General features: G+C 53.2%; 18 protein-coding genes. 6 read left to right on the plus strand and 12 right to left on the minus strand.

Annotation, left to right across the window (positions count from 1 at the left end):
- Position 1: 1 nt before the first annotated feature.
- Complete coding sequence (locus BSZ31_RS09075) at positions 2 to 790, minus strand: HpcH/HpaI aldolase/citrate lyase family protein (RefSeq protein WP_105028475.1); 789 nt, start codon at positions 788 to 790, stop codon at positions 2 to 4.
- Positions 791 to 999: 209 nt separating this feature from the next.
- Between BSZ31_RS09075 and BSZ31_RS09080 the strand changes: the two genes are divergently transcribed.
- Positions 1,000 to 3,060: a TonB-dependent receptor domain-containing protein gene (locus tag BSZ31_RS09080; protein ID WP_105028476.1), complete on the plus strand. Its 2,061-nt coding sequence runs from the start codon at positions 1,000 to 1,002 to the stop codon at positions 3,058 to 3,060.
- A 58-nt stretch (positions 3,061 to 3,118) separates the two neighbouring features.
- On the opposite strand, the gene BSZ31_RS09085 is transcribed toward BSZ31_RS09080, so the two are convergent.
- The 7 genes from BSZ31_RS09085 to hemP form a co-directional block, all read right to left on the minus strand.
- Positions 3,119 to 5,032: a c-type cytochrome gene (locus tag BSZ31_RS09085; RefSeq protein ID WP_105028477.1), complete on the minus strand. Its 1,914-nt coding sequence runs from the start codon at positions 5,030 to 5,032 to the stop codon at positions 3,119 to 3,121.
- Between the two features lie 56 nt (positions 5,033 to 5,088).
- Positions 5,089 to 5,322, minus strand: coding sequence for a hypothetical protein (locus tag BSZ31_RS09090; protein WP_146106653.1), 234 nt, complete (start codon positions 5,320 to 5,322; stop codon positions 5,089 to 5,091).
- 46 nt (positions 5,323 to 5,368) lie between these two features.
- The gene (locus BSZ31_RS09095) at positions 5,369 to 7,006 is read right to left on the minus strand and encodes a PepSY domain-containing protein (protein WP_105028479.1); all 1,638 of its coding nucleotides are present in this window, start codon (positions 7,004 to 7,006) and stop codon (positions 5,369 to 5,371) included.
- A 9-nt stretch (positions 7,007 to 7,015) separates the two neighbouring features.
- A complete protein-coding gene (locus BSZ31_RS09100) occupies positions 7,016 to 7,318 on the minus strand; it encodes a hypothetical protein (RefSeq protein WP_105028480.1) in 303 nt (100 codons plus the stop codon).
- A complete protein-coding gene (locus BSZ31_RS09105; protein ID WP_206018581.1) occupies positions 7,299 to 9,053 on the minus strand; it encodes a TonB-dependent siderophore receptor in 1,755 nt (584 codons plus the stop codon). Before BSZ31_RS09105 ends, BSZ31_RS09100 begins: the two co-directional genes overlap by 20 nt.
- Positions 9,032 to 9,418, minus strand: coding sequence for a TonB-dependent receptor plug domain-containing protein (locus BSZ31_RS17565; RefSeq protein WP_206018582.1), 387 nt, complete (start codon positions 9,416 to 9,418; stop codon positions 9,032 to 9,034). The genes BSZ31_RS09105 and BSZ31_RS17565 overlap by 22 nt, the downstream gene beginning before the upstream one ends.
- Positions 9,419 to 9,489: 71 nt before the next feature.
- Positions 9,490 to 9,675 carry a hemin uptake protein HemP gene (gene hemP, locus BSZ31_RS09110; RefSeq protein ID WP_105028481.1) on the minus strand — a complete coding sequence of 62 codons (186 nt, stop codon included), beginning with the start codon at positions 9,673 to 9,675 and terminating at the stop codon, positions 9,490 to 9,492.
- A 134-nt stretch (positions 9,676 to 9,809) separates the two neighbouring features.
- Between hemP and BSZ31_RS09115 the strand changes: the two genes are divergently transcribed.
- Genes BSZ31_RS09115 through BSZ31_RS09130 form a run of 4 tightly spaced genes read left to right on the plus strand, consistent with a single transcriptional unit; the run spans position 9,810 to position 14,587 of the window.
- Complete coding sequence (locus BSZ31_RS09115) at positions 9,810 to 10,979, plus strand: imelysin family protein (RefSeq protein WP_105028482.1); 1,170 nt, start codon at positions 9,810 to 9,812, stop codon at positions 10,977 to 10,979.
- Complete coding sequence (locus BSZ31_RS09120) at positions 10,979 to 12,388, plus strand: di-heme oxidoredictase family protein (protein WP_105028483.1); 1,410 nt, start codon at positions 10,979 to 10,981, stop codon at positions 12,386 to 12,388. The genes BSZ31_RS09115 and BSZ31_RS09120 overlap by 1 nt, the downstream gene beginning before the upstream one ends.
- Positions 12,388 to 13,518 carry an imelysin family protein gene (locus BSZ31_RS09125; protein WP_105028484.1) on the plus strand — a complete coding sequence of 377 codons (1,131 nt, stop codon included), beginning with the start codon at positions 12,388 to 12,390 and terminating at the stop codon, positions 13,516 to 13,518. Before BSZ31_RS09120 ends, BSZ31_RS09125 begins: the two co-directional genes overlap by 1 nt.
- A gap of 4 nt (positions 13,519 to 13,522) precedes the next feature.
- The gene (locus BSZ31_RS09130) at positions 13,523 to 14,587 is read left to right on the plus strand and encodes a DUF1513 domain-containing protein (protein WP_168426917.1); all 1,065 of its coding nucleotides are present in this window, start codon (positions 13,523 to 13,525) and stop codon (positions 14,585 to 14,587) included.
- Here the strand turns inward: BSZ31_RS09130 and BSZ31_RS09135 are convergent.
- Positions 14,580 to 16,352, minus strand: coding sequence for a PQQ-binding-like beta-propeller repeat protein (locus BSZ31_RS09135; RefSeq protein ID WP_105028486.1), 1,773 nt, complete (start codon positions 16,350 to 16,352; stop codon positions 14,580 to 14,582). The two genes, BSZ31_RS09130 and BSZ31_RS09135, sit on opposite strands and share 8 nt — an antisense overlap.
- Before the next feature lie 158 nt (positions 16,353 to 16,510).
- Between BSZ31_RS09135 and BSZ31_RS16895 the strand changes: the two genes are divergently transcribed.
- The gene (locus tag BSZ31_RS16895; RefSeq protein WP_168426918.1) at positions 16,511 to 16,666 is read left to right on the plus strand and encodes a hypothetical protein; all 156 of its coding nucleotides are present in this window, start codon (positions 16,511 to 16,513) and stop codon (positions 16,664 to 16,666) included.
- 16 nt (positions 16,667 to 16,682) lie between these two features.
- Here the strand turns inward: BSZ31_RS16895 and BSZ31_RS17810 are convergent, their stop codons facing one another.
- Genes BSZ31_RS17810 through BSZ31_RS09145 form a run of 3 tightly spaced genes read right to left on the minus strand, consistent with a single transcriptional unit; the run spans position 16,683 to position 18,902 of the window.
- Positions 16,683 to 17,474 carry an MFS transporter gene (locus BSZ31_RS17810; RefSeq protein WP_369907266.1) on the minus strand — a complete coding sequence of 264 codons (792 nt, stop codon included), beginning with the start codon at positions 17,472 to 17,474 and terminating at the stop codon, positions 16,683 to 16,685.
- On the minus strand, positions 17,459 to 17,902 hold the full coding sequence (locus BSZ31_RS17815) for an MFS transporter (RefSeq protein WP_369907267.1): 444 nt from the start codon (positions 17,900 to 17,902) through the stop codon (positions 17,459 to 17,461). Before BSZ31_RS17815 ends, BSZ31_RS17810 begins: the two co-directional genes overlap by 16 nt.
- A gap of 55 nt (positions 17,903 to 17,957) precedes the next feature.
- Positions 17,958 to 18,902 carry an AEC family transporter gene (locus BSZ31_RS09145; RefSeq protein WP_105028487.1) on the minus strand — a complete coding sequence of 315 codons (945 nt, stop codon included), beginning with the start codon at positions 18,900 to 18,902 and terminating at the stop codon, positions 17,958 to 17,960.
- Positions 18,903 to 19,020 lie beyond the last annotated feature (118 nt).

Below are 19,020 nucleotides of genomic sequence, written 5' to 3' on the forward strand. Positions count from 1 at the left end.
TTCAGGCTCCTTGAGGAACATCATGGGGTGTCTGGAAAGGTAGAAGCTTGGTTCGCAGTGCATGACCGAAGTGGCTTCGGTCTTCGCCACACAAGAAAAGTTTGCATTCAAGTTCTTGCCAGTGCCGCAGTTGGCTGGGTGTTCTTGGGTTGGGGCAAAAGGGCACATCGGCGTGTTGGCAAATTTGATGCAGCTTGTTCAATGCGTCGAACACCGCTGGGTGCAGCGGGCTTGGTCCAAGGCCCATGTTCAAGGCAAGGTCCAGTGCACCTTCCATGACAAAGCTGACCTGCCCGGTGGCCAGCATCTGGGATAGGGCATTCAAGCCGCTTTCACTTTCAATCATGGGCACTAGCAATGTGTGTGTGTTGGCCTGCGCAATGTAGTCGCTCAAGGGCAGTTGGCCGTAGCCTGTCACTGTTCCGCCAGTGATGCCGCGTGTGCCGAACGGGGGGAATTTCATGGCGTTGGCAATCGCTTCAATTTGATTTGCGTTCTCTGCGCGTGACAGCACAATGCCCATGGCACCCGCATCCAATACCTTGCCGATGAAGTTGGGGCGAATTTCTGCAATGCGAACCAGGGGTACGCAATGGTGGTGCCGGCAGGTTTGAATGCATTCGCGCAGGGTGTTTTCATCGAGCAGCACGTGCTCGGTGTCGATAATCACGAAGTCGTAATTGCACTGGGCAATCATGTCGATGATCAACGGGGAGGGCAGGGAGTTCAGCAGGCCCAGCTTGGGCGATGTGTTGGATGCTGCTTTGGTTAACAAGTAAGGATGGATCATTTTTAATTATGTAAATGATAATGATTAATATTAGCATTAAATAAAACGGCGCTTCAAAAAAATTAACAATCCATCACTCGATATGGGGGTGAAGGCGCGAATACAGCGGTGCGGTACAAGAAAAAAATGTCTTTTTGAAGGGCTTACAAAAATATCGTTGTAAAAATAACGATAATGAGAACGATTTTTATTATTAAAAGGAAACAGCAATGTCATTTCGTCGTGCGCATGCCGATTCGCGCCAAGGTCCCCGTATTTCAATTCTATCCACGGCTGTGGCCCTGGCCTGTATTTCCCTGGGTAATGCTGTGTTCGCGCAAAACCTGGCACCGGTCACCGTCCAATCGGACTGGTTAGGCCCACCCACAGAGGAAAGCGTAAAAACCTACACGGGTGCGCGCACGGTTCTTGAGAAAGAAGACCTGGAAGAGCGTGGTGCTTTGAACCTGGAAGACGCTTTGCGTCGTGTACCGGGTGTTCAGGTGTTGGATGAAACAGGGACCGGCATTTTGCCCAACATTGGTGTGCGTGGTTTGAATCCCTTGCGCAGTGAGCGTTTACAAATTCTGGTCGATGGTTACCCGATTGCGATTGGCCCATACACCAACGTGGGCTTGTCGCTGTTCCCGGTTACCTTGCCCAGCCTTGAAGCGGTGGATTTGGTGCGTGGCGGTGCGGCTGTTCATTACGGCCCCAACAACGTAGGTGGCGTGCTGAATTTGGTGACCAAGCCCATTCCCGCAAAAACCAGTCAAACCTTCCGCGAACGCCTTCAAATTTCCGAAGAAACCGGCAACATGCTGACTGACACGTACTACCGCATTGGTGGTTTTGTGCGTGAAGACATTGGTTTGCAATTTCAGGCCAATATTGTGGATGGAAAGGGTCAGCGCGATCGTTCCGACACCGAAGTGCGAAACTTTATTGTAGATGGTGAGTACTACCTGAACCCGAACAACGATTTCAAGGCGCAGTTGCAGTACTACGAAGTGAAGGCTGAATTGCCCGGCGCATTGAGCCCTGCAGCATATGAACAGAATCCGAATCAGTCTCAACGTCCATTTGATGCTTATGATGCAGACATGTGGCGTGCCACTTTCACTTGGAATCACAGTTTTAACGAAGATACCAAATTGACTTGGCGTAATTTTGCACACCAGGCCGACCGCACCTTCTTCTTCAGTGATCCCATGGACCCTGCCTTGCCGGTGACCAGCGTCAGTGAATCGCCAAGAATTTTCAGTGTGCACGGCACCGAGCCCCGCATCACCCGAAAAATTGGCAATCACACCATTATCGCGGGTGCACGATTTGTCGAAGAAGATGTGCGATTTGATGTAACGCGTACCACTTTGGCAACTGGTGCGGTGAATCCATTGCGCAGATGGGATTTCTCAACCACTGCAATGGCGTATTACCTCAGCGATTCAATCGCTTTGATGGAAAATCGATTAACCGTTACCCCGGGTATTCGCTATGAGGACGTGGAAACCAACTACAGGGATTTGAACACGGGCGCACAGTTTCAGAATAACCCCGATGAATGGTTGCCTGGATTGACTGTGGGCTACCAGGCCACGAAAGATGTGTATGTGTTTGCCAATGCGCAGCGCTCGCTGGTGCCGGTGCAAACTGCGCAGGTTACCCGCGGTGGTGATGTGGGCAATGAAACAGCCCAGAACTATGAGATTGGTTCACGCTGGCAAATTAACCCGCAGGCCAATATAGCGGCAACCTTGTTCCGTGTTGATTACAAAGACCAAATTGTTTTCGATTCAGGCGCATTCCGCAACTTGGGTGAAACACGCCAGGAAGGTGTGGAGCTGGAAGGTCGCTGGAACCTGGACAGTCAAACTGAACTGGGCATGAGCTACACCTACCTGGACACGGAGCAGTTGTCGGGTGCAGACCGAGGCAAGAAACTTCGCAATGCGCCAACTCACCATATTGGTGTTGACGCTGTACACAAGTTTGGCAAGTGGACTGCCAATGCGAATGCCTTGTATGTTTCTGAAAGTTTCAGTGATTCAGCCAACACTCAGGTTGAAACTGCCAATGGCAGCGCCGGGGAGTTGCCCGCTTACACCTTGGTGAACATGCGCGTGGGTCGTGATTTCCCAATTGGTCAGGGCAAAAATATGAACCTTGGTTTTGGCATCAATAACCTGTTTGATGAGCAGTACTTCTTCCGTGGTGTGGATGTGAGTACCATCGGCCGGGTGCCTGCACCTGGACGTATGTTGCTGGTTGAAATGCAAGTTGATTTCTAGTCATCGTTAAGCGCGACATCGAAAAACCGGTGATGAAGCAATTCATCGCCGGCTTTTTTTATTGATTACCACGTTGCTTGTCGACTTCGACAGACGCCACTCCACTGGCATTGTTCCCCCAGCTTCGCCGGATGTAAGTGACCACTGCTGCAATGTCGTTGTTGCTCAGTTCTACTCGATAGGGTGGCATGCCATGTGGATACGGTATGCCTTGTGTGCTGGGTGAAAAACCGCCATTGAGCACCATGCGTATGGTGTTGACCGGGTTGGGTGCAATCACATTCACATTGCTTGCCAAGGCCGGAAATTGATTGGCTTTGCCTTCGCCTTTCTTGCCATGGCATTCGGCACAGGTATTGGTATAAATGTTCTCTCCTCGAACCATCAAAGGTTGCAAGGTGCGTTGCCCAAGGCCTGTTGATTCTTTTTCTGATGGGGCTTGTGCAGGCAGGCTTTTCAGGTAAACCGCCATGGCTTGGGTGTCGGCAGCCGTGGCAAATTGCAGGCTGTGCGCAATGACCTCGCTCATGGGGCCATAGCTTGCCGCATGAGAATTCACGCCAGTTTGCAAATATTGCGTAATGTCGGCTTCGGTCCATTTACCCAAGCCCTGTGCGGGGTGATTGTTCAGTGCAGGTGCGAACCAGTTCAACACCGGGATGGTGGCACCGCTTAAATTCAGTTTTTCCTTCAATCCACCCAAGGTGCCGCGTGGTGTGTGGCAGGCTGCGCAATGACCCAGACCATTGACCAAGTAGGCACCACGATTCCAAAGCGCGGTTTGTGTGGTGTCGGGTTTGAATTCACCTTCGGTGAAATAGAGTGCACGCCACACCGCCAGCAGTGGGCGTTGATTGAAGGGAAATTGCAATTCAGGCTGCGGTGTTTTTTGGGCAATGGCGGGCAGGCGTTTCAGGTAGGCGAACAAGTCATCTACCTCTGCACGGCCCATTTTGGTGTAGTCGGTGTAGGGAAATGCAGGGTATAGATAATCCCCGTTTTTTGAGATGCCGCTGTGCATCGCTTTGTAAAAATCGTCGGCAGTCCACCTGCCCAGTCCGTGTTCAGCATTCGGTGTCAGGTTGGTGCTGTAAATTTTCCCAAAGGGTGTTTCGATTGCACGCCCACCCGCATAGGGTTTTTTGGGGTTGGCAGTGTGGCAACCGGCGCAATTGCCCAAGCGTGCCAGATAGGCACCGCGTTTCTCTTGTTCAGACAACACATTCAACGCAATCGGCTCGGGCGAGATATTGTTGCTGCCTGGCACGGCTGTGGCAGTGTGTGTGCCGCACTTCAGCGGAAACTGAATGCTGTCGCTGGGAGCTGCTTTGGGGTTTTCTGGCATGGGCTGTGCCGCAAGGTATGCGGTGGCCGTGTTCAATTGCTCGGGGCTGAGCGCTTTCACTAGCGCATGCATGCAATCGGGGTCAGCGGCTTGGCGCTGACCGTTGCGCCATTTGCCAAGTTGCGCATTCAGGTAATCGCGCGGCAAACCCAACAACCCGGGTGTGTAGGGTTCAACACCAGTCAATGCTTGCCCGTGGCAGGCTGCGCATGCAGGAATTTTTTTGGATGCAACGCCGTCGAAAACCAGGCGTTTGCCTTGCTCAATTTCTGAAGCAGAGGCGGTGCTCTTTGCGGGCGCAGGGTAGGGTGGATTTTGCGCAGCAAAGTACCTCGCCATTTGCTGTAAATAATCATTCGACAGATGTTGCACAATGCCATTCATGGCAACGTGTTGACGGCTTCCCTCCCGAAAGGCAATCAGCTGGTTGTACAGATAACCTTCCGGTTTGCCCGCAATACGTGGGTAGTACCCTTCTGCACTGGCACGCCCTTCCGCGCCATGGCAAGCCACGCAGGCTTGAACGCGGTTGGCCATGTCGGCTGGGAGGGGGGGTGCATTGCTTTGTGCGTTCGCTGTAAGCGCGCACAACAGAATGAAGGCGGAGGTGACAACACGGGTGATCATGACAACTGCTCATATGGAATGTGGAGTAATTATACGCCCACAATACAAGTGAGCGCTTATCTCGATGGGGCAAGCACCCAGGCCAACACCACGGCCAGCATGGCCGCTGCCATGACCCAAAGCACAAGCCCGAAAGCAAGTCCTTCAATCGCAGCCAGTGCAGTTGCGCTGAGCAGCAACGCCACAATGCCGGTTGTGCGCCTTGCGCCAACAGACTTGAGGCCCACTGCATTGCAACGCCCTGCCCAGCGGTGATGATGGCAATGTGCCTGCTGTGAAAGCGCGATCAATAGCAACCCAAAAAAAGCAGCGAAAAAGCCAGCGCAAGTTGTACCGTTAGTGGCATTGTCCAACCTCGCTGGGCTCAGCATACTTCGCTGTCGCGCTGACTGACAGTTTGTGGGCGGTGAAGACACCGCTTGCAACCATCAGCATTAAACCGATGTCGATGGCCAGTGAATTCATATCCCCTTGAGCCATGGCTTGAACCAGCCCACCTGTGTTGATCTGGTTGAGCAACCAGGCCAATGCAGACAGGGCGGTAAATACGACCGTGGGTGGCAGCCATTGGCTGCTGCGGTGCGCCGCTGCCTGGTTTTGCAAATTTTGGTGCCGGAAGGCACTGACAAAGGCCCAAACGATACAAAGTACCCATACACCATAAAATGCCCAGGTCTCGACAGTGGCCCTGTTCTCAATGTGATTCGGCAAAAGCTGGTTTGCTACAAGATAGGCGGCAGTGGCAATCAACATACCGATGGTACCGCCCACGGCCAGGGCTTGAACCACTGTGAAGCCTGGTAGTTTTTTCTTGTGGTGTTGAACACGGCGAGACTCGAGCCAAAACAAAAAACCAGTGTGAATCATGACGCAACCCAACAAGCCACCCACCACGTACAGCACTCGAAGTGCAGTGTGGTCAAACTGAATGAAGTGCAGGCCGTTGATCCAGTGCGTGAAGCCCTTGATGGGTTTGGGCTCGTGTGCATGCAGCAGTTCACCGGTGTGCAACAGCATGGTGTCAGCATGTGTGCTCATGCTGATGCGGCGCTCGGGAAACACCCGGCGAATTTCAAGTGTGGCGTTGCTGTCACCCAAGTTTCGAATATTGATTGAATCAGCACGCGCGGTTTCACCCAGGGCTTGGCTCCAGGCAATTTCCCGCGCTTGAACCAAAGCCGGTACGCTTTTCAGTGCAGCGAGTTGTTGCTCGGCGTCTTCAACAAAACCACTGGGGGGCATGTTCAAAAAACCACTCATGGCTTTCTGCGAGGCGGCTTTGTCACCATCAAATGCGGCCAGTGTGGCCCAAGGAAAATAGATTGAAAAAAATATCAGCAAACCGGTGAAAGTGATGAGGAAGTGAAAGGGCAATGCCACCACGCTGCTCAGATTGTGCAAGTCGAGCATACTGCGCACGGTGTGCTTGTTGGGGCGAAACAAAAAGAACTCAGCCAGCAGTTTTCGGTGAATGACAATGCCGCTGATCAACAGCGCCATCATGGCCAGGCCGGCAATACCCAGCAAAAAATATCCCACGTTATTCCAGGCAATATTGAATTTGTAGTGGAAGGGAAAAAAGAAACCGCTGCCACCCAACGTGTGTTCATTGGAGACCACTTTGCCTGTGTCTGGATCCATGAAATAGGCTTTCAAGGTTCGGTCGGGCTCCACGATCCGAATCAGCGTCATGGGCGTTCGCTCGGTGGGCAAGCGCAATCGAATGTTGTCGGATCCGGGCGCCAATTCATGGGCCTTCAGCAACACTGTTTCAAGTTGCTTTGGGCTCAGTGTGCAACATTCACCGGCAATGCTGCGGCTTTCCGGGTGCATCCATCGGTCAAACTCTTTGTCGAACACGGTGAGGGTACCCATCCAGAACACCGCAAACAGCAGAAAGCCGATGAACAGCCCAAACCAGGTGTGAAACCAAGCCATGTGTTGACGAACGGAAGGTGCTTTCTGCTTACTCACGGCCAGGGTTTACCAAGGAAAATAAATCACGATTGCACACAGCAAACCAAACAGCAGCCCTTTGGCACTTAGCCAGGCCAGGCTGGCTGTGCAGTAAATCCACAGCACCCAGCAGGGCATGGCAAGGTAGGCCAGCAGCAGGCTCAGGGTCATGGCTTCGCTTTGTTCCATGCCAGCTTTAAACAGCAAAATGGCCAAGGCCGCTGCAAACAGGTTGGCCAAGGCCAACCCTGCTGGAAAAGCCAGCAGCAGGCAAACAATTTGCCGACTGCTGATTTTTAGCCAATGTGTTTTAGAAACGGTAGTTTGCACTGAACACCACATTGCGTTCGACACCATAGAAACAGTCGCCACGAGACAGGCAAGTGGACACATACTCCCGATTGGCCAGATTGGTCGCATTCACTGCGTAGCGCCAATCGCCAGTTTCATACGAGAGCATGGCGTCCAGCAGCGTCACACTGGGTGTACGCACGTTGTCTACGCCGTCCCAGGATTCGTCAATGAATCGCAAGCCTGCGCCCCATTGCCAGCCGGGTAAGCCGAGCATGGAAAACTTCTGGCGTCCCCACAGGCTGAGGGTTTGTTTGGGCACTGTGGCCAATCTTTTGCCTTGACTGTTGGGCGTGGAATGGCGGGTTACTTTGGCGCTGGTGTAGGCATAGGCCGCCAGAATGTCCACAGTGGGGCTGAGACGGTGGTTGGCTTCCAGTTCAACGCCTTTGCTTTCCGCTTCGCCAACCTGAATCTGATTGTTGGCTACAACAGGATCAGCGACGCGGCGGTTGTTTTCCTTGATTTCATAAACGGCAGCAGTGAAAAGCGACTTGCCATCCGGTGTTTCATATTTCACACCCATTTCCTGTTGTTCAGCTTGTTGTGGCTTGAACGGATTGCCAAAGAAGTCCAGGCCACCAATTGGCAGAAAGGATTCTGAATAGCTGTAATAAGGCATCACTCCGAAATCGGTGATGTATCCCAGGCTGGCCTTGTAGGTGTTTGTGGATGTATCCAGGTTGGAGGCTGGTGCGTTGTCGGTTTCGGATTTGGCCCAATCGCGACGAATACCCACGGTAGAAAGCCAGCGCTTGGCGTACTTCACCTGGTGTTGAGCGTAAATACCGGTTTGAGTTTGCAGTGTGCCTGCAATGTCTGCCAGTACAGGCGCAGTGAAGTTACCATACACCGGATTGAGATAATCGATCGCGGCAGCACTGCCGCCTGCACCACGCGCGCCGCCCAAGGCAACTCGCTGGTAATCAAACCCGACAATGCTGGTGTTCTCGAACTCGCCAAAATTCCATTTGGCCGTTAGTTGTGAATCAGAGGTGAGGCTGTCAGCCACGTTATATTGCGAAATGGCCACGCGGTTGATGGTTCGTCCATCTGCATTGATTCGAGGTGTGAATGCCGAGTAAATCGAGTTATACGACACCGCACTGTCGCTTTGTTTCACTTTCTGGCTGAAGGTGAACACATCGTTCAAACGATGATCAAACTCCAGCCCATACGAGGTTTGTTTGGCCAGGTACAAGTCGAAGCCTGGCTCGCTGATGAATGTGTCAGTTGGAATGCGGCCATTCGGCCCTTCAAAGCGGGTGCCGATGATCGGGAAAAAGCCGACGGATGAACCCGACACATCCCGTTGCACATTCAAATACGCAGTCAGGCTGGTGTCGGCGTTGGGCCTCCAGGTAATGGCGGGTGCGAACAGGTCTCGATCATCCGGCACAAAGTTCACTTGGGTGTCGCTGTCGCGGGTCAGTGCGATCATTCGGTACAGCAGGGTGCCGTTCTCATTCAGTGGGCCGGTCAAGTCGAGTGCCAATTGTTTGCGGCCGTATTCGCCCAGCTGCACCCCCACTTCACCAGCCTGTTCGCGTTGTGGGCGCTTGCTGACCATATTCACCAGGCCGCCAAAACCACCCTGACCATACAGCACAGATGAAGGGCCTTTCACCACTTCAACGCGTTCCAGGGTAAACGGGTCGGGGCGTACATTGTTGTAAAAACCAAAAAGCTGTTTCAAACCATCTTGGTACTGCACAAACGAAGTACCGCGGATAAAAGCCCAGTCGCCGCGATTGTCAAAGCCATAAGAGCCAGAGCACTTACGCCTGCGGTGTAGCCGAGCGCGTCTTGCAGGGTCAGTGCACCCTGATCTTCAATGCGGTCGCGTGTAATCACCGAAATGGATTGCTGGGTTTCAACAACGGGTGTCCCGGTCTTGGTGGCAGAAAATGTGCTGTTGGCTTTGTACCCGTCCACTGGCGCTGAAGGGCTTGGTTCGGCTTGTACCTGCCCCTCTACTTTGACAGCGGGCAGGGTGGCAGCTTCTTGAGCGTTTGATAGTTGGGGCCAAAACAGGGTGATTGCGCTGATGGCGCAAGGCAGAATTTTTTTCGGATTCATGATGCGGTTTGAAAAAAACGCTGGCTGGCTATTTGTTTTTTGCTGGCTTGCGGTTTGAGGGTGAGAGAAGATTATTTGGTCAAAATCAGTTTGCCTTGGGCGGTAATTCGCAAGCGATACTCTGTGTTGTCATGAACAATGGTCCGTTCGCGGCTGCCTTGTGGAAACAGGTTTTTTGTATTCAAAGGCGCTGCGGCCGCTGGCTCAGTGTGGCTTGCGGGGGGAGTGCCAGTTTTCAGCGTAGATAGGGAATTCATGGTGGCCCGGAATAAAGTGGATTGCCTGCGTTGAATGAGTCGAAGTGTAACGGATGTTCTTATTAATTGCAAATCATTCTCATTAAGATTAACATATAGGCTGTTTTTGATTGATTCAAAGGTTTCAGGTCCTTATGACGTACTCGTGGTTCAACGCCAAACACAAGGCGATGGTTGTCGGTTTAGCTTTGGCATTTTGCAATGTGGCCGTGGCGGCCCCTACCGATCAAGATGTGGTGAAGGGTTATGGGCAATTGGTGTATGCCAATTACACCGATTCAGTGAATGCAGCCCAGAAAATGCAGGCAGCCATTGATGCATTTTTGAAAGCGCCTTCCCAGGCTGGCCTGGATGCAGCAAAAAAAGCATGGTTAAATGCCCGCGAGTTTTACGGGCAAACAGAGGCTTTCCGTTTTTATGGTGGCCCGATCGACGATGAAAACGGGCCCGAAGGGCAGATCAATGCCTGGCCGATGGATGAGTCGTATGTGGACTATGTGCAAGGCAATGCACGCAGTGGTTTTATCAACAATCCAAAATTCAAGATTACCCGCGATGCCTTGATCGAAGAAAATGAGCGGGGTGGTGAAGAAAACATTGCCACCGGTTGGCACGCCATTGAGTTTTTGCTGTGGGGTCAGGATTTGAATGAGAATGGCCCCGGCAATCGGCCTTACACCGATTACGTGAAAGGCAAAGGCCAGAATGCAGAACGCCGCGCTGCTTATTTGCGCGAAATAACCGCCTTGTTGATCCATGATCTTGAAACAGTGCGATCGGCCTGGGCCCCCAAGAGAACTGACAATTTCCGCGCGAGTTTTGAGAAGGGCGGCAAGGAATCCATTCGCAAAATTCTGGTGGGTTTGGGTTCACTCTCGCGCGGCGAGCTCGCTGGTGAACGCCTTGAAGTGGCCTTGTTCAGTCAGGATCAAGAGGATGAGCACTCCTGTTTTTCAGACAACACACACCGCGATGCAGTGACCAATGCGCAAGGTATTTTGAATGTGTGGACTGGCACTTACAAACAGGCCGATGGGGCAGTGTTGAAAGTACCTTCTCTGGCCGAGTTGGTGGGGGCACGTGCACCGGAAGTTGCGAAGAAAACCACGCAGCAAATCCAGAATTCAGTGAAAGCCGCAAGTGCCATCCAAGCACCCTTTGACCGGGAAATTATTGGTGGTGCAAACGCACCTGGGCCCAAACGCGTGAAAGCCACCGTGGATAGCCTGGTTGAGCAAAGCACCTTGCTGGTTGAATCGGCCAATGCAATCGGCATTACTCAACTTACCCTGACCTTGCCCTGATGAAAGTAGCTGTTTGTTTGGCAGGGGGAACCCTGTTGCTTGCCGGGGCGGCATGGGCCGCAGTTGAAGGAATGACTGCCCGCACTGCAGGGGACGTCACCGTGTTTGCCGATGGCCGAAACGCCTTTTCATTTCCCGCCGCCAATTTGCCCGATGAAGAACGAACGCGATTTGCCATTGGCAATTCATTTTTCAAACGCAACTGGGTACAGGCCCCTGCATCGACCACTGCGCGTGATGGACTGGGTCCGCATTTCATTGCACGTTCCTGCGGTGGTTGCCACATACAGGACGGTCGAGGAAAGCCGCCCGAAATTCTGGATCGCCTGAGCACTGAGCAACCGGTGGACCTCTTGTTCCGCCTGTCCATTCCCGGTAACGATTCCAAACATGGTGTTGTGCCCGATCCTGTGTATGGCGATCAGTTCAACAACGCCGCCATTGCGGGCGTGAAGCCTGAAGGCAAGGTGCACATTCAAATTACAGAGTTACGTGGCAAGTACCCGGATGGCACACCCTATGTGTTGAAAAAGCCGAGCTATTCTTTCTCTGATTTGGGCTATGGCCCCATGCACCCCCAAGTGATGGTGAGCCCTCGAATTGCGCCACAGGTGATTGGCCTGGGCTTGCTGGAAGCCATTGAGGAAAAGGATGTTTTGAACAATGCCAAGCGGCAGGCTGCACAGCCCGGCCCAATCAAGGGTGTGCCCAACCGGGTTTGGGATGCGTATGCACAAAAGAATATGTTGGGCCGCTTTGGCTGGAAGGCCAATGTGGCCACCCTGGCGCATCAAACCGGTGGCGCTTTTCTGGGCGACATCGGCATCACCAGCAGTTTGTTTCCCTCCGAGAATTGCACACCTGCCCAGAAAGACTGTGTGCAGGCACCCAATGGTTCCGAGAACGGAGAGCCTGAACTGAGCGACAAACTGTTCAACGAGATTGTGTTTTATCAAGCTGTGTTGGCACCACCAGCCCGCCGCAACGTGAATGATGCGCAAGTGTTAAAGGGTCAAAAGTTGTTTGAGCAAGCGCAGTGCGCCGTGTGCCATCGCCCTTCCTACACCACAGGCAAAGTGCCTTTCCCGGCCTTGAGCAGCAAAGCGTTGGAAGGACAGGAAATTTGGCCCTACACCGATTTGTTGTTGCATGACATGGGCGAAGGCCTTGCCGACAATCGCCCCGATTTCAAGGCGAATGGCCGCCAGTGGAAAACACCGCCGCTGTGGGGTATCGGCTTGATTCCCGATGTGAACAACCACATGCGTTTGTTGCACGACGGCCGCGCCGATGGCGTTGAAGAAGCCATTCTCTGGCACGGTGGTGAAGCCGAAGAAAGCAAGAACCGCTTCATGAGTTTTTCGGCGGAAGATCGTTCAGCACTGATTCGTTTCGTGGAGTCTTTGTAATGAATCCCCAACATCAGCATGAATTGAAAACTGGCCTGTTGCGCGGACTGGTCTGGGTAGTGTTGGCCTTCGTGTTGTTGGTGGTGCTTAATTTTGCCAATTCAGCCGTGGCTGCAAAACCCGTGGACCGAAGCACGATGCTGTTTCCTTACTACGAGGTGGCAGAGGTATTGAATAGTGTGGCGATACACCACCATGCCAAGGACACTGCCCTGCTGCGTGATCAACTCGAGGCGTTGAGTGTGGCCACGGCGCAATATTGCAAAACGGGTGGAAAAGCGCAGCCTGCCAACATGCAACAGTTACAGGGGCAATATGCCAAGGCCTACCTGGCCTGGCTGGAACTGTCGGCGGTGGTGATGGGGCCCATGCTGGACAACAACACGGTGCGCCAAATCGATTTTCGACCTTTGCGCCTGAACTTGCTTGAGCGTGCAATCAAAAAACAGCCGCAAGGCGCGCAAGCCATGGCCCTGATCGGAAGCCCGGCAAAAGGTTTTCCTGCCCTTGAGTATTTGTTGACGCAAAATGATTTCAAATCGGGCACCCCCCAGTGCAATTACGCGCACGAGGTAGTGCTCGACATTGCACGCACTGTGGCCGGTTTAAGGTGGCAAACCAGTGCAACGCAAGCCAATCAAGACGACGCACAGGCGCTGGGTGCAGGCATGCAATTGTATTTCAACCAGTTGGTTGGAGCCACGCACAACCTGGCTTGGGAGCGCATGGAAAAGCCGCTCTTGAAGAACAAGGATGAAGCCAGTGCAAACATGGCGCCTGCAGGACATTGGCCATTTTCAGAATTTCATTTGACCGAAAAAGCATGGGCTGCACAGTGGCAGGGCATAGAACATTTGTTGATGGTGACTGGCCAAACTGTGCCGCAGGCCAATACGCAAGTGATCCCGCTGGAGGCTTATTTGCGCGGCTTGGGGAAAATTGAACTGGCCGACACCTTGGTGAAGTACAGCAGTGCTGTGGCTGTGGCCATGCGGTCCAACGACATCACAAAGCAAGCCAGTGTTGAACAGTCAGTTAAAGCACTCAAGGTGCTCAAGGGGTTTTTGGAAAGCGAGGTGGCCAAGGGTTTGAAAGTGTCTATTCAGTTTTCATCTTCTGATGGTGATTGATCCAGTGTTGAATTCGCGTCGACAATTTTTGGTTCAAAGCAGCGCGTTGGCCTTGAGCATGGCCTTGCCCTTGCCTGCTGAACTTGCAACCCCTACTCGTCAGACCCGTTTATTGGCAGCCTGGCAACTTCCCAATGGGGGCTATCAGGTGGGTGTGCTCAACGCAGCCGGGCTAGGTGCAGCGCTTTCTTATACTGTAACCACGGCAGTCGATTTGCCCACACGCCCGCACGGTTTAATGCACCTGCAGGGCGATGAGTATTTGGTGATCGCTCGCCGCCCCGGTGACTGGTTGTTGCGCCTGAATATTCGCAGTGGTGAAACCTCGCGCGTTTGGCAGGAAGAAGACCGGCATTTGAACGGACACAGCGCCGTGTATGGCGATTGGCTTTACACCACAGAAACCGATGTGCTCGGCGGCACTGGTGCATTGGCCGTGCGAAACCGCCATACCTTCGAGTTGCTGGATGTGTGGCCCACGCTGGGCAAAGATCCCCATGAAATGCTGGTGCTGCCCAAGGGTGGGTTGGGCATTGATGAACCTTTTTTGTTGGTGGCCAACGGCGGAATACCCACGCATGCAGACATGGGCAGAACCCAGTTGAATCAACTGCCCATGGATTCTTCGCTGGTTGCTTTGCATCCCCGAACGGGAAAGGTGTTCAATCAATGGGCCTTGAGCGATACGCGACTCAGTTTGCGACACATGGCGGTACACGCCAGTGGTGTGGTGGGCATTGCCATGCAGGCACACCACGGCAATGCTGCCCTTCGGGATGCTGCGCCGGTACTGGCTTTTCTTGATGAAAACGGACTGCGCACGGTGAATGAATCGGCGGGTGTGAAGGGCTACGCCGGCGACATTGTGGCCACCCCCCAGGGCTTTGTGATCAGCTGCACCAAGAATAATTCTGCCGGGCAATTCGATGTGCAAGGCAACCTATTGCATTCACGGGCTGAAAACGCCCCGTGTGCCTTGGCTGCCGAAGGAGAGCAGGTGTGGCTGGGTAGCTCAGCTGTTGAGTTCAGCAGGCCATTGGAGCTGGACAATCATTGGCTGCTTATTTAACCCGCAGTGCCCAAGCCTTGATGGTTTGTCCCTGCTTGAAACCAAACAGTTTGTTGCCACCCACAGCCACTGCCAAAAACTGTTTTTCATCCACTTCGTAGGCAATGGGTGGTGCATTCACGCCCGCTGAATTGTTGCGTTGCCACACACGTTTGCCGGTGTTTGAATCAAGTGCGAAAAACTCACCACTGCCTTCACCTGAAAAAACCAAACCTGTTTGTGTACTGAGTACACCGCCAATCAAAGGTGCATTCACTTTGTGTTGCCATACAAGTTTGCCAGTGTCCAAATGAATGGCTGACAACAAACCGTATTTTTCTCCGTCTTCAATTGGTGACATCGAAGAGTATTTCAGCGCAGGCTTGTTGCCTTTCGCTTTCAGCTCGTGCAATTGATACTTCACCGGCCAGTGAATGCCGGCGATGAACACCATGCGGCGTTGTTCATCGACCGACACAGGCGACCAGTTGGAGCCGCCAATTACACCGGGGTAAATCACATTGCCTTGTTCAGTGGGCAGGGTAAACATATTGTGCTGCGGTACAAAGGCCTCGCTCTTGAACAACAATTCACCCGTGATGCGATTGTGCACATAAAACCAACCAGTTTTGCCTGCTTGGCCAACAGCTTTCACCGCCTGGCCCTCATGCCTGGTGGTGAACAACACCGGTGGGCTGGCCACGTCGTAACCCCACATGTCGTGCGGCACTTGCTGGTAAAACCATTTCAGCTTGCCGGTGCGCACATCCAGCGCTACCAAGGAGGCGGTGTACAGGTTGTCTCCCGGCCGCGATGAGCCTTCCATTTGCGGTGAAGGGTTGCCCGTGCCGAAATACAAAATGCCATTGTCCCGGTCAATGGCGGGTGTGCTCCAGGCTGATCCGCCGCCAAATTTCCAGGCATCGGGATATTGAGCTGCTTTGGCTTTTTCTTCCTCAATGTTGCGCGGTAACACAACGCCATCGAGGGTGGCCTTTGTGAATTCTCCCTCCCAACCTTGGTCGGGAACCGTGTCAAATTTCCACGCCATTGCGCCGGTGTTAACATCGTAAGCGGCCATAAAACCACGGCGCCCGTAGTTGCCCGCAATACCCACCACCGCACCGAGTGGCGCATCGGGATCGGGCGAGTCCAGGTGCAAGCCATAGCCCACACCGGTAATGCCCACAATAACCTTGCCATCGAATACCATGGGCGCCATGTTGATGCCTGCACCAGATGCACCCGACACTTCCAGTTTTCCGCCCTGCGTGTCCAGTTGCGACCCCAGTGTGGCGGCATCTTCCTGCACACCTTGTTCGCCTTTGGTAACATCGATGTCCCAAAGCTTTTGGCCAGTGCGTGCATCCAGTGCCAGAAGGCGTGAATCGACTGTGCCCATGAATACCTTGCCATCACTCACGGCCACGCCCCGATTGGCGGGGCCGCAGCACATGGGTCGGTCTTTGATCCTGTTGTGTGTGTAACGCCACAACAATTTTCCAGTGTCGGCTTTCAAGGCCACCACATGGTTAAACGGCAGCGACACAAACATGACGCCGTTCACCACGATGGGTGTGGCTTGAAAGCTGGATGACACACCCGTGTCAAACTCCCAGGCCAAGTCCAGCTGCCCGACGTTGCCAGGCGTAATTTGTGTTGACTGACTGTGCCGCTGATGATCCCAATTGCCGCCAAATACCGGCCATTCTTTGCCTGAACTGGCAAACGTGGCGGTGCAAACAAGTAGTGAGAAAGCGGCGGCGAGGGCTTGATGCAGCGTCATGGTTGTCGTTTTGGATTGGAATTGCCTGAAGAGACAAGCAAGGATCAATCCACTGCTGTTGTTGCAAAGTGGCGCACCGGAGTTGTCACAAAAGTGTCATCCAATGCGCAGCCGCTTGCGTGTATATTTCGCGTACCCGATTCTATTGGTAAATGATCATGAAGCAACAACTTGAGCTGTTGAAAGAAATTGAACACAAGCTCGAAGAATTGAGCAAAGACAAGGACCTGAAAGAAAAGCGCCCGCTGGAAGTCAAAGAGATCAAAGGTTTGCGCTTGGTGGTGTCGTCGATTATTCGCCGCATGGCCAGCTAAGCCACGATTAAGCCGTTTACTGATAGACCTTCAGACGCTTTGCAATCAACAGTGCGGTCAAGTTAAACGAGATCGCGATCACGCTGCATATCCAGAAGTTTTCGATCAGACCCTCTGCATTGCGCGAGATCACCATGCCACCCACCAAGGCGGCAAGGCCCATGGCAGCAGATTGCATGGACGAGTTCAGGGTCATGAATGTGCCCCTGTTTTTCGGATTGCCTGCTGCGCTGACCAAAGCCATGCCTGGAATCATTCTTCCGCTGACGAACACAAAGAAGAACGTGGTGATCACCAGAATGACTGTCATGCTCAGGCCCGCAGTCACAGTAATCAATGCCATGGGCAACACTGCAACACCGGCGATGATTTGCAGCATTTTCAATTTGCCAATTCGATCGCTGAGCTTGCCGATGATTTGCGCACTGAACAAGGTGGCCGCGCCGCCAGCCAGGTAAATCACAGGAATGTCCGAAGGCGTCAGCCCTGCATTGATTTGCATGTAAATCGTGATGTACGGAATGATTGAAAACCCGGCGAAGATCATGCAAAACGAAAACAGGAACGCACGCAGGTGATTCGAATCGCGAAGCACCTGTGCAATGCCCTGAAGTGGGCCGGTTTCGCCCCGCGCATGCAAATGGCCTTGAAGTGTTGGAATGACGTACCAGCCTGCCACTGCCAGCACAAAGCTGATACCGGCAATTCCGAAGAAGGGGGTGTGCCAGTCCGAATTGGCGGCCACGTAGAGACCCAGAGGCACACCCATCACCGTAGACACGGAGAATGAGGTCATGATGACACCCATGGCTTTACCCCTGCGCGCGAAGGCACCACATCGGCCACAATGGTTTGAATCATCGCCGATAAAATTCCGCCAAAAAGCCCGGCAGCGATTCTGGCGCTCATCAGCGTTTCATAGGTGGGCGCAAGGCCGCAGGCCAAAGTGGCCACGGCAAACAACACATACAAAATCAACAACAATCGACGCCGTTCAAACCGGTCAATGTACAAGGAGGCCAACAAACCCGAGGCACCGGCCGCGAAAGTGTAGGCGGACACCAGCAGGCCGAACTTCGCATCGGAAATTGCAAAAGCCTGCGTGAGCTGTGGCCCCAGCGGCATCATGATCATGAAGTCGAGAATGTGGGTGAATTGTATGCCAGCAAGAATCAGCAGCAACGCCCACTCGCGTTGGGGCGTCATTGTCACTTGGCATGCGGTGGGGCTGTTCATGTACTGCTACCTGTGGATGGTTTTTTGCTTTTGACCTTGAGTTTAACCCGCTACCCTAATGACCCAGGGCGGTGAGTGCATAAATGCCGATCGTCATGGAGACGATGGACACCAGCGTGGTGAGCGCGATGATGTTGGCGGCCAACTTGCCGTCGCCGCCGGCAGCCACAGCCATTGCGAAGCTGGCTGCTGCAGTGGGGCTTGAGAAAAACATCCAGAGAATGATCAGGTCTCGCCCTTCAATGCCTATGGCCCATGCAGCAGCGCAGGCCAGCACGGGCAGTATTGCAATTTTAATGACGCTTGATTGCGTGGCTGACAGGCCCGAGGCTTTCACCCCGGCCAATGAAAGTGTGCCCCCTACACAGATCAGTGCCAGTGGGAGAGTAAGCCCGGCAAAGTACTCGCCCGATTTTAACAGCCACTGCGGAATGTAAAGCTGGATTGCGCTGGCCAACATGCCCAGCACCACCGCAATAATAAGAGGATTTTTAAGCAGTTCCTTACCCACTGCGGCTGGGCTGAATTTCAGGGTGGGGCTGTAAATAGAGAGAATCAACACCGACAGCACGTTGAACAACAAAATGGTAAAGCCAACCAACACGCCGCCCACGGACAGGCCGTAGTCGCCGTAGTAACTGGCCACCAGCGCAAAACTGACCACACCACAATTGCCCCGGAAAGCACCCTGAACAAACACCCCGCGTTGACCATAGGGAACAAAGCGCGTGGCCCACCACCAGCTGGCCAGAAAACCCAGTACCGTTGCAGCACAGAGAAAAAGTACCAATTTGGCATTGAATGCGCTTTGCAGATCGGCCTGCCAAATGGACAGGAAGAACAGCGTTGGCATGGTGGCTTTGTAGGTGAGGGTGGAGGCGGTTTGAATGAACGAGTCGTTGATGAGATTGACTTTGCGCAACAGCAGGCCCATGAAAACCATGGCAAATACGGGGGCGGTAACTCCCAGAATTTCTGAGAGCACATTGACTTGGTTCATGTTGACAGGCGTGGCTTGAGGTAGCGGCCATTATTTCAGCACTGAACTTTGGGTCAATTGTGGATGACCCTTGCAGGCGTCTTAAATTATGCAAGAGATTGCATAATTTTGTTGCGCT

The sequence above is a fragment of the Limnobacter sp. SAORIC-690 genome (genome assembly GCF_002954425.1).
In the GTDB taxonomy this organism is placed as follows: Bacteria; Pseudomonadota; Gammaproteobacteria; order Burkholderiales; family Burkholderiaceae_B; genus Limnobacter; species Limnobacter profundi.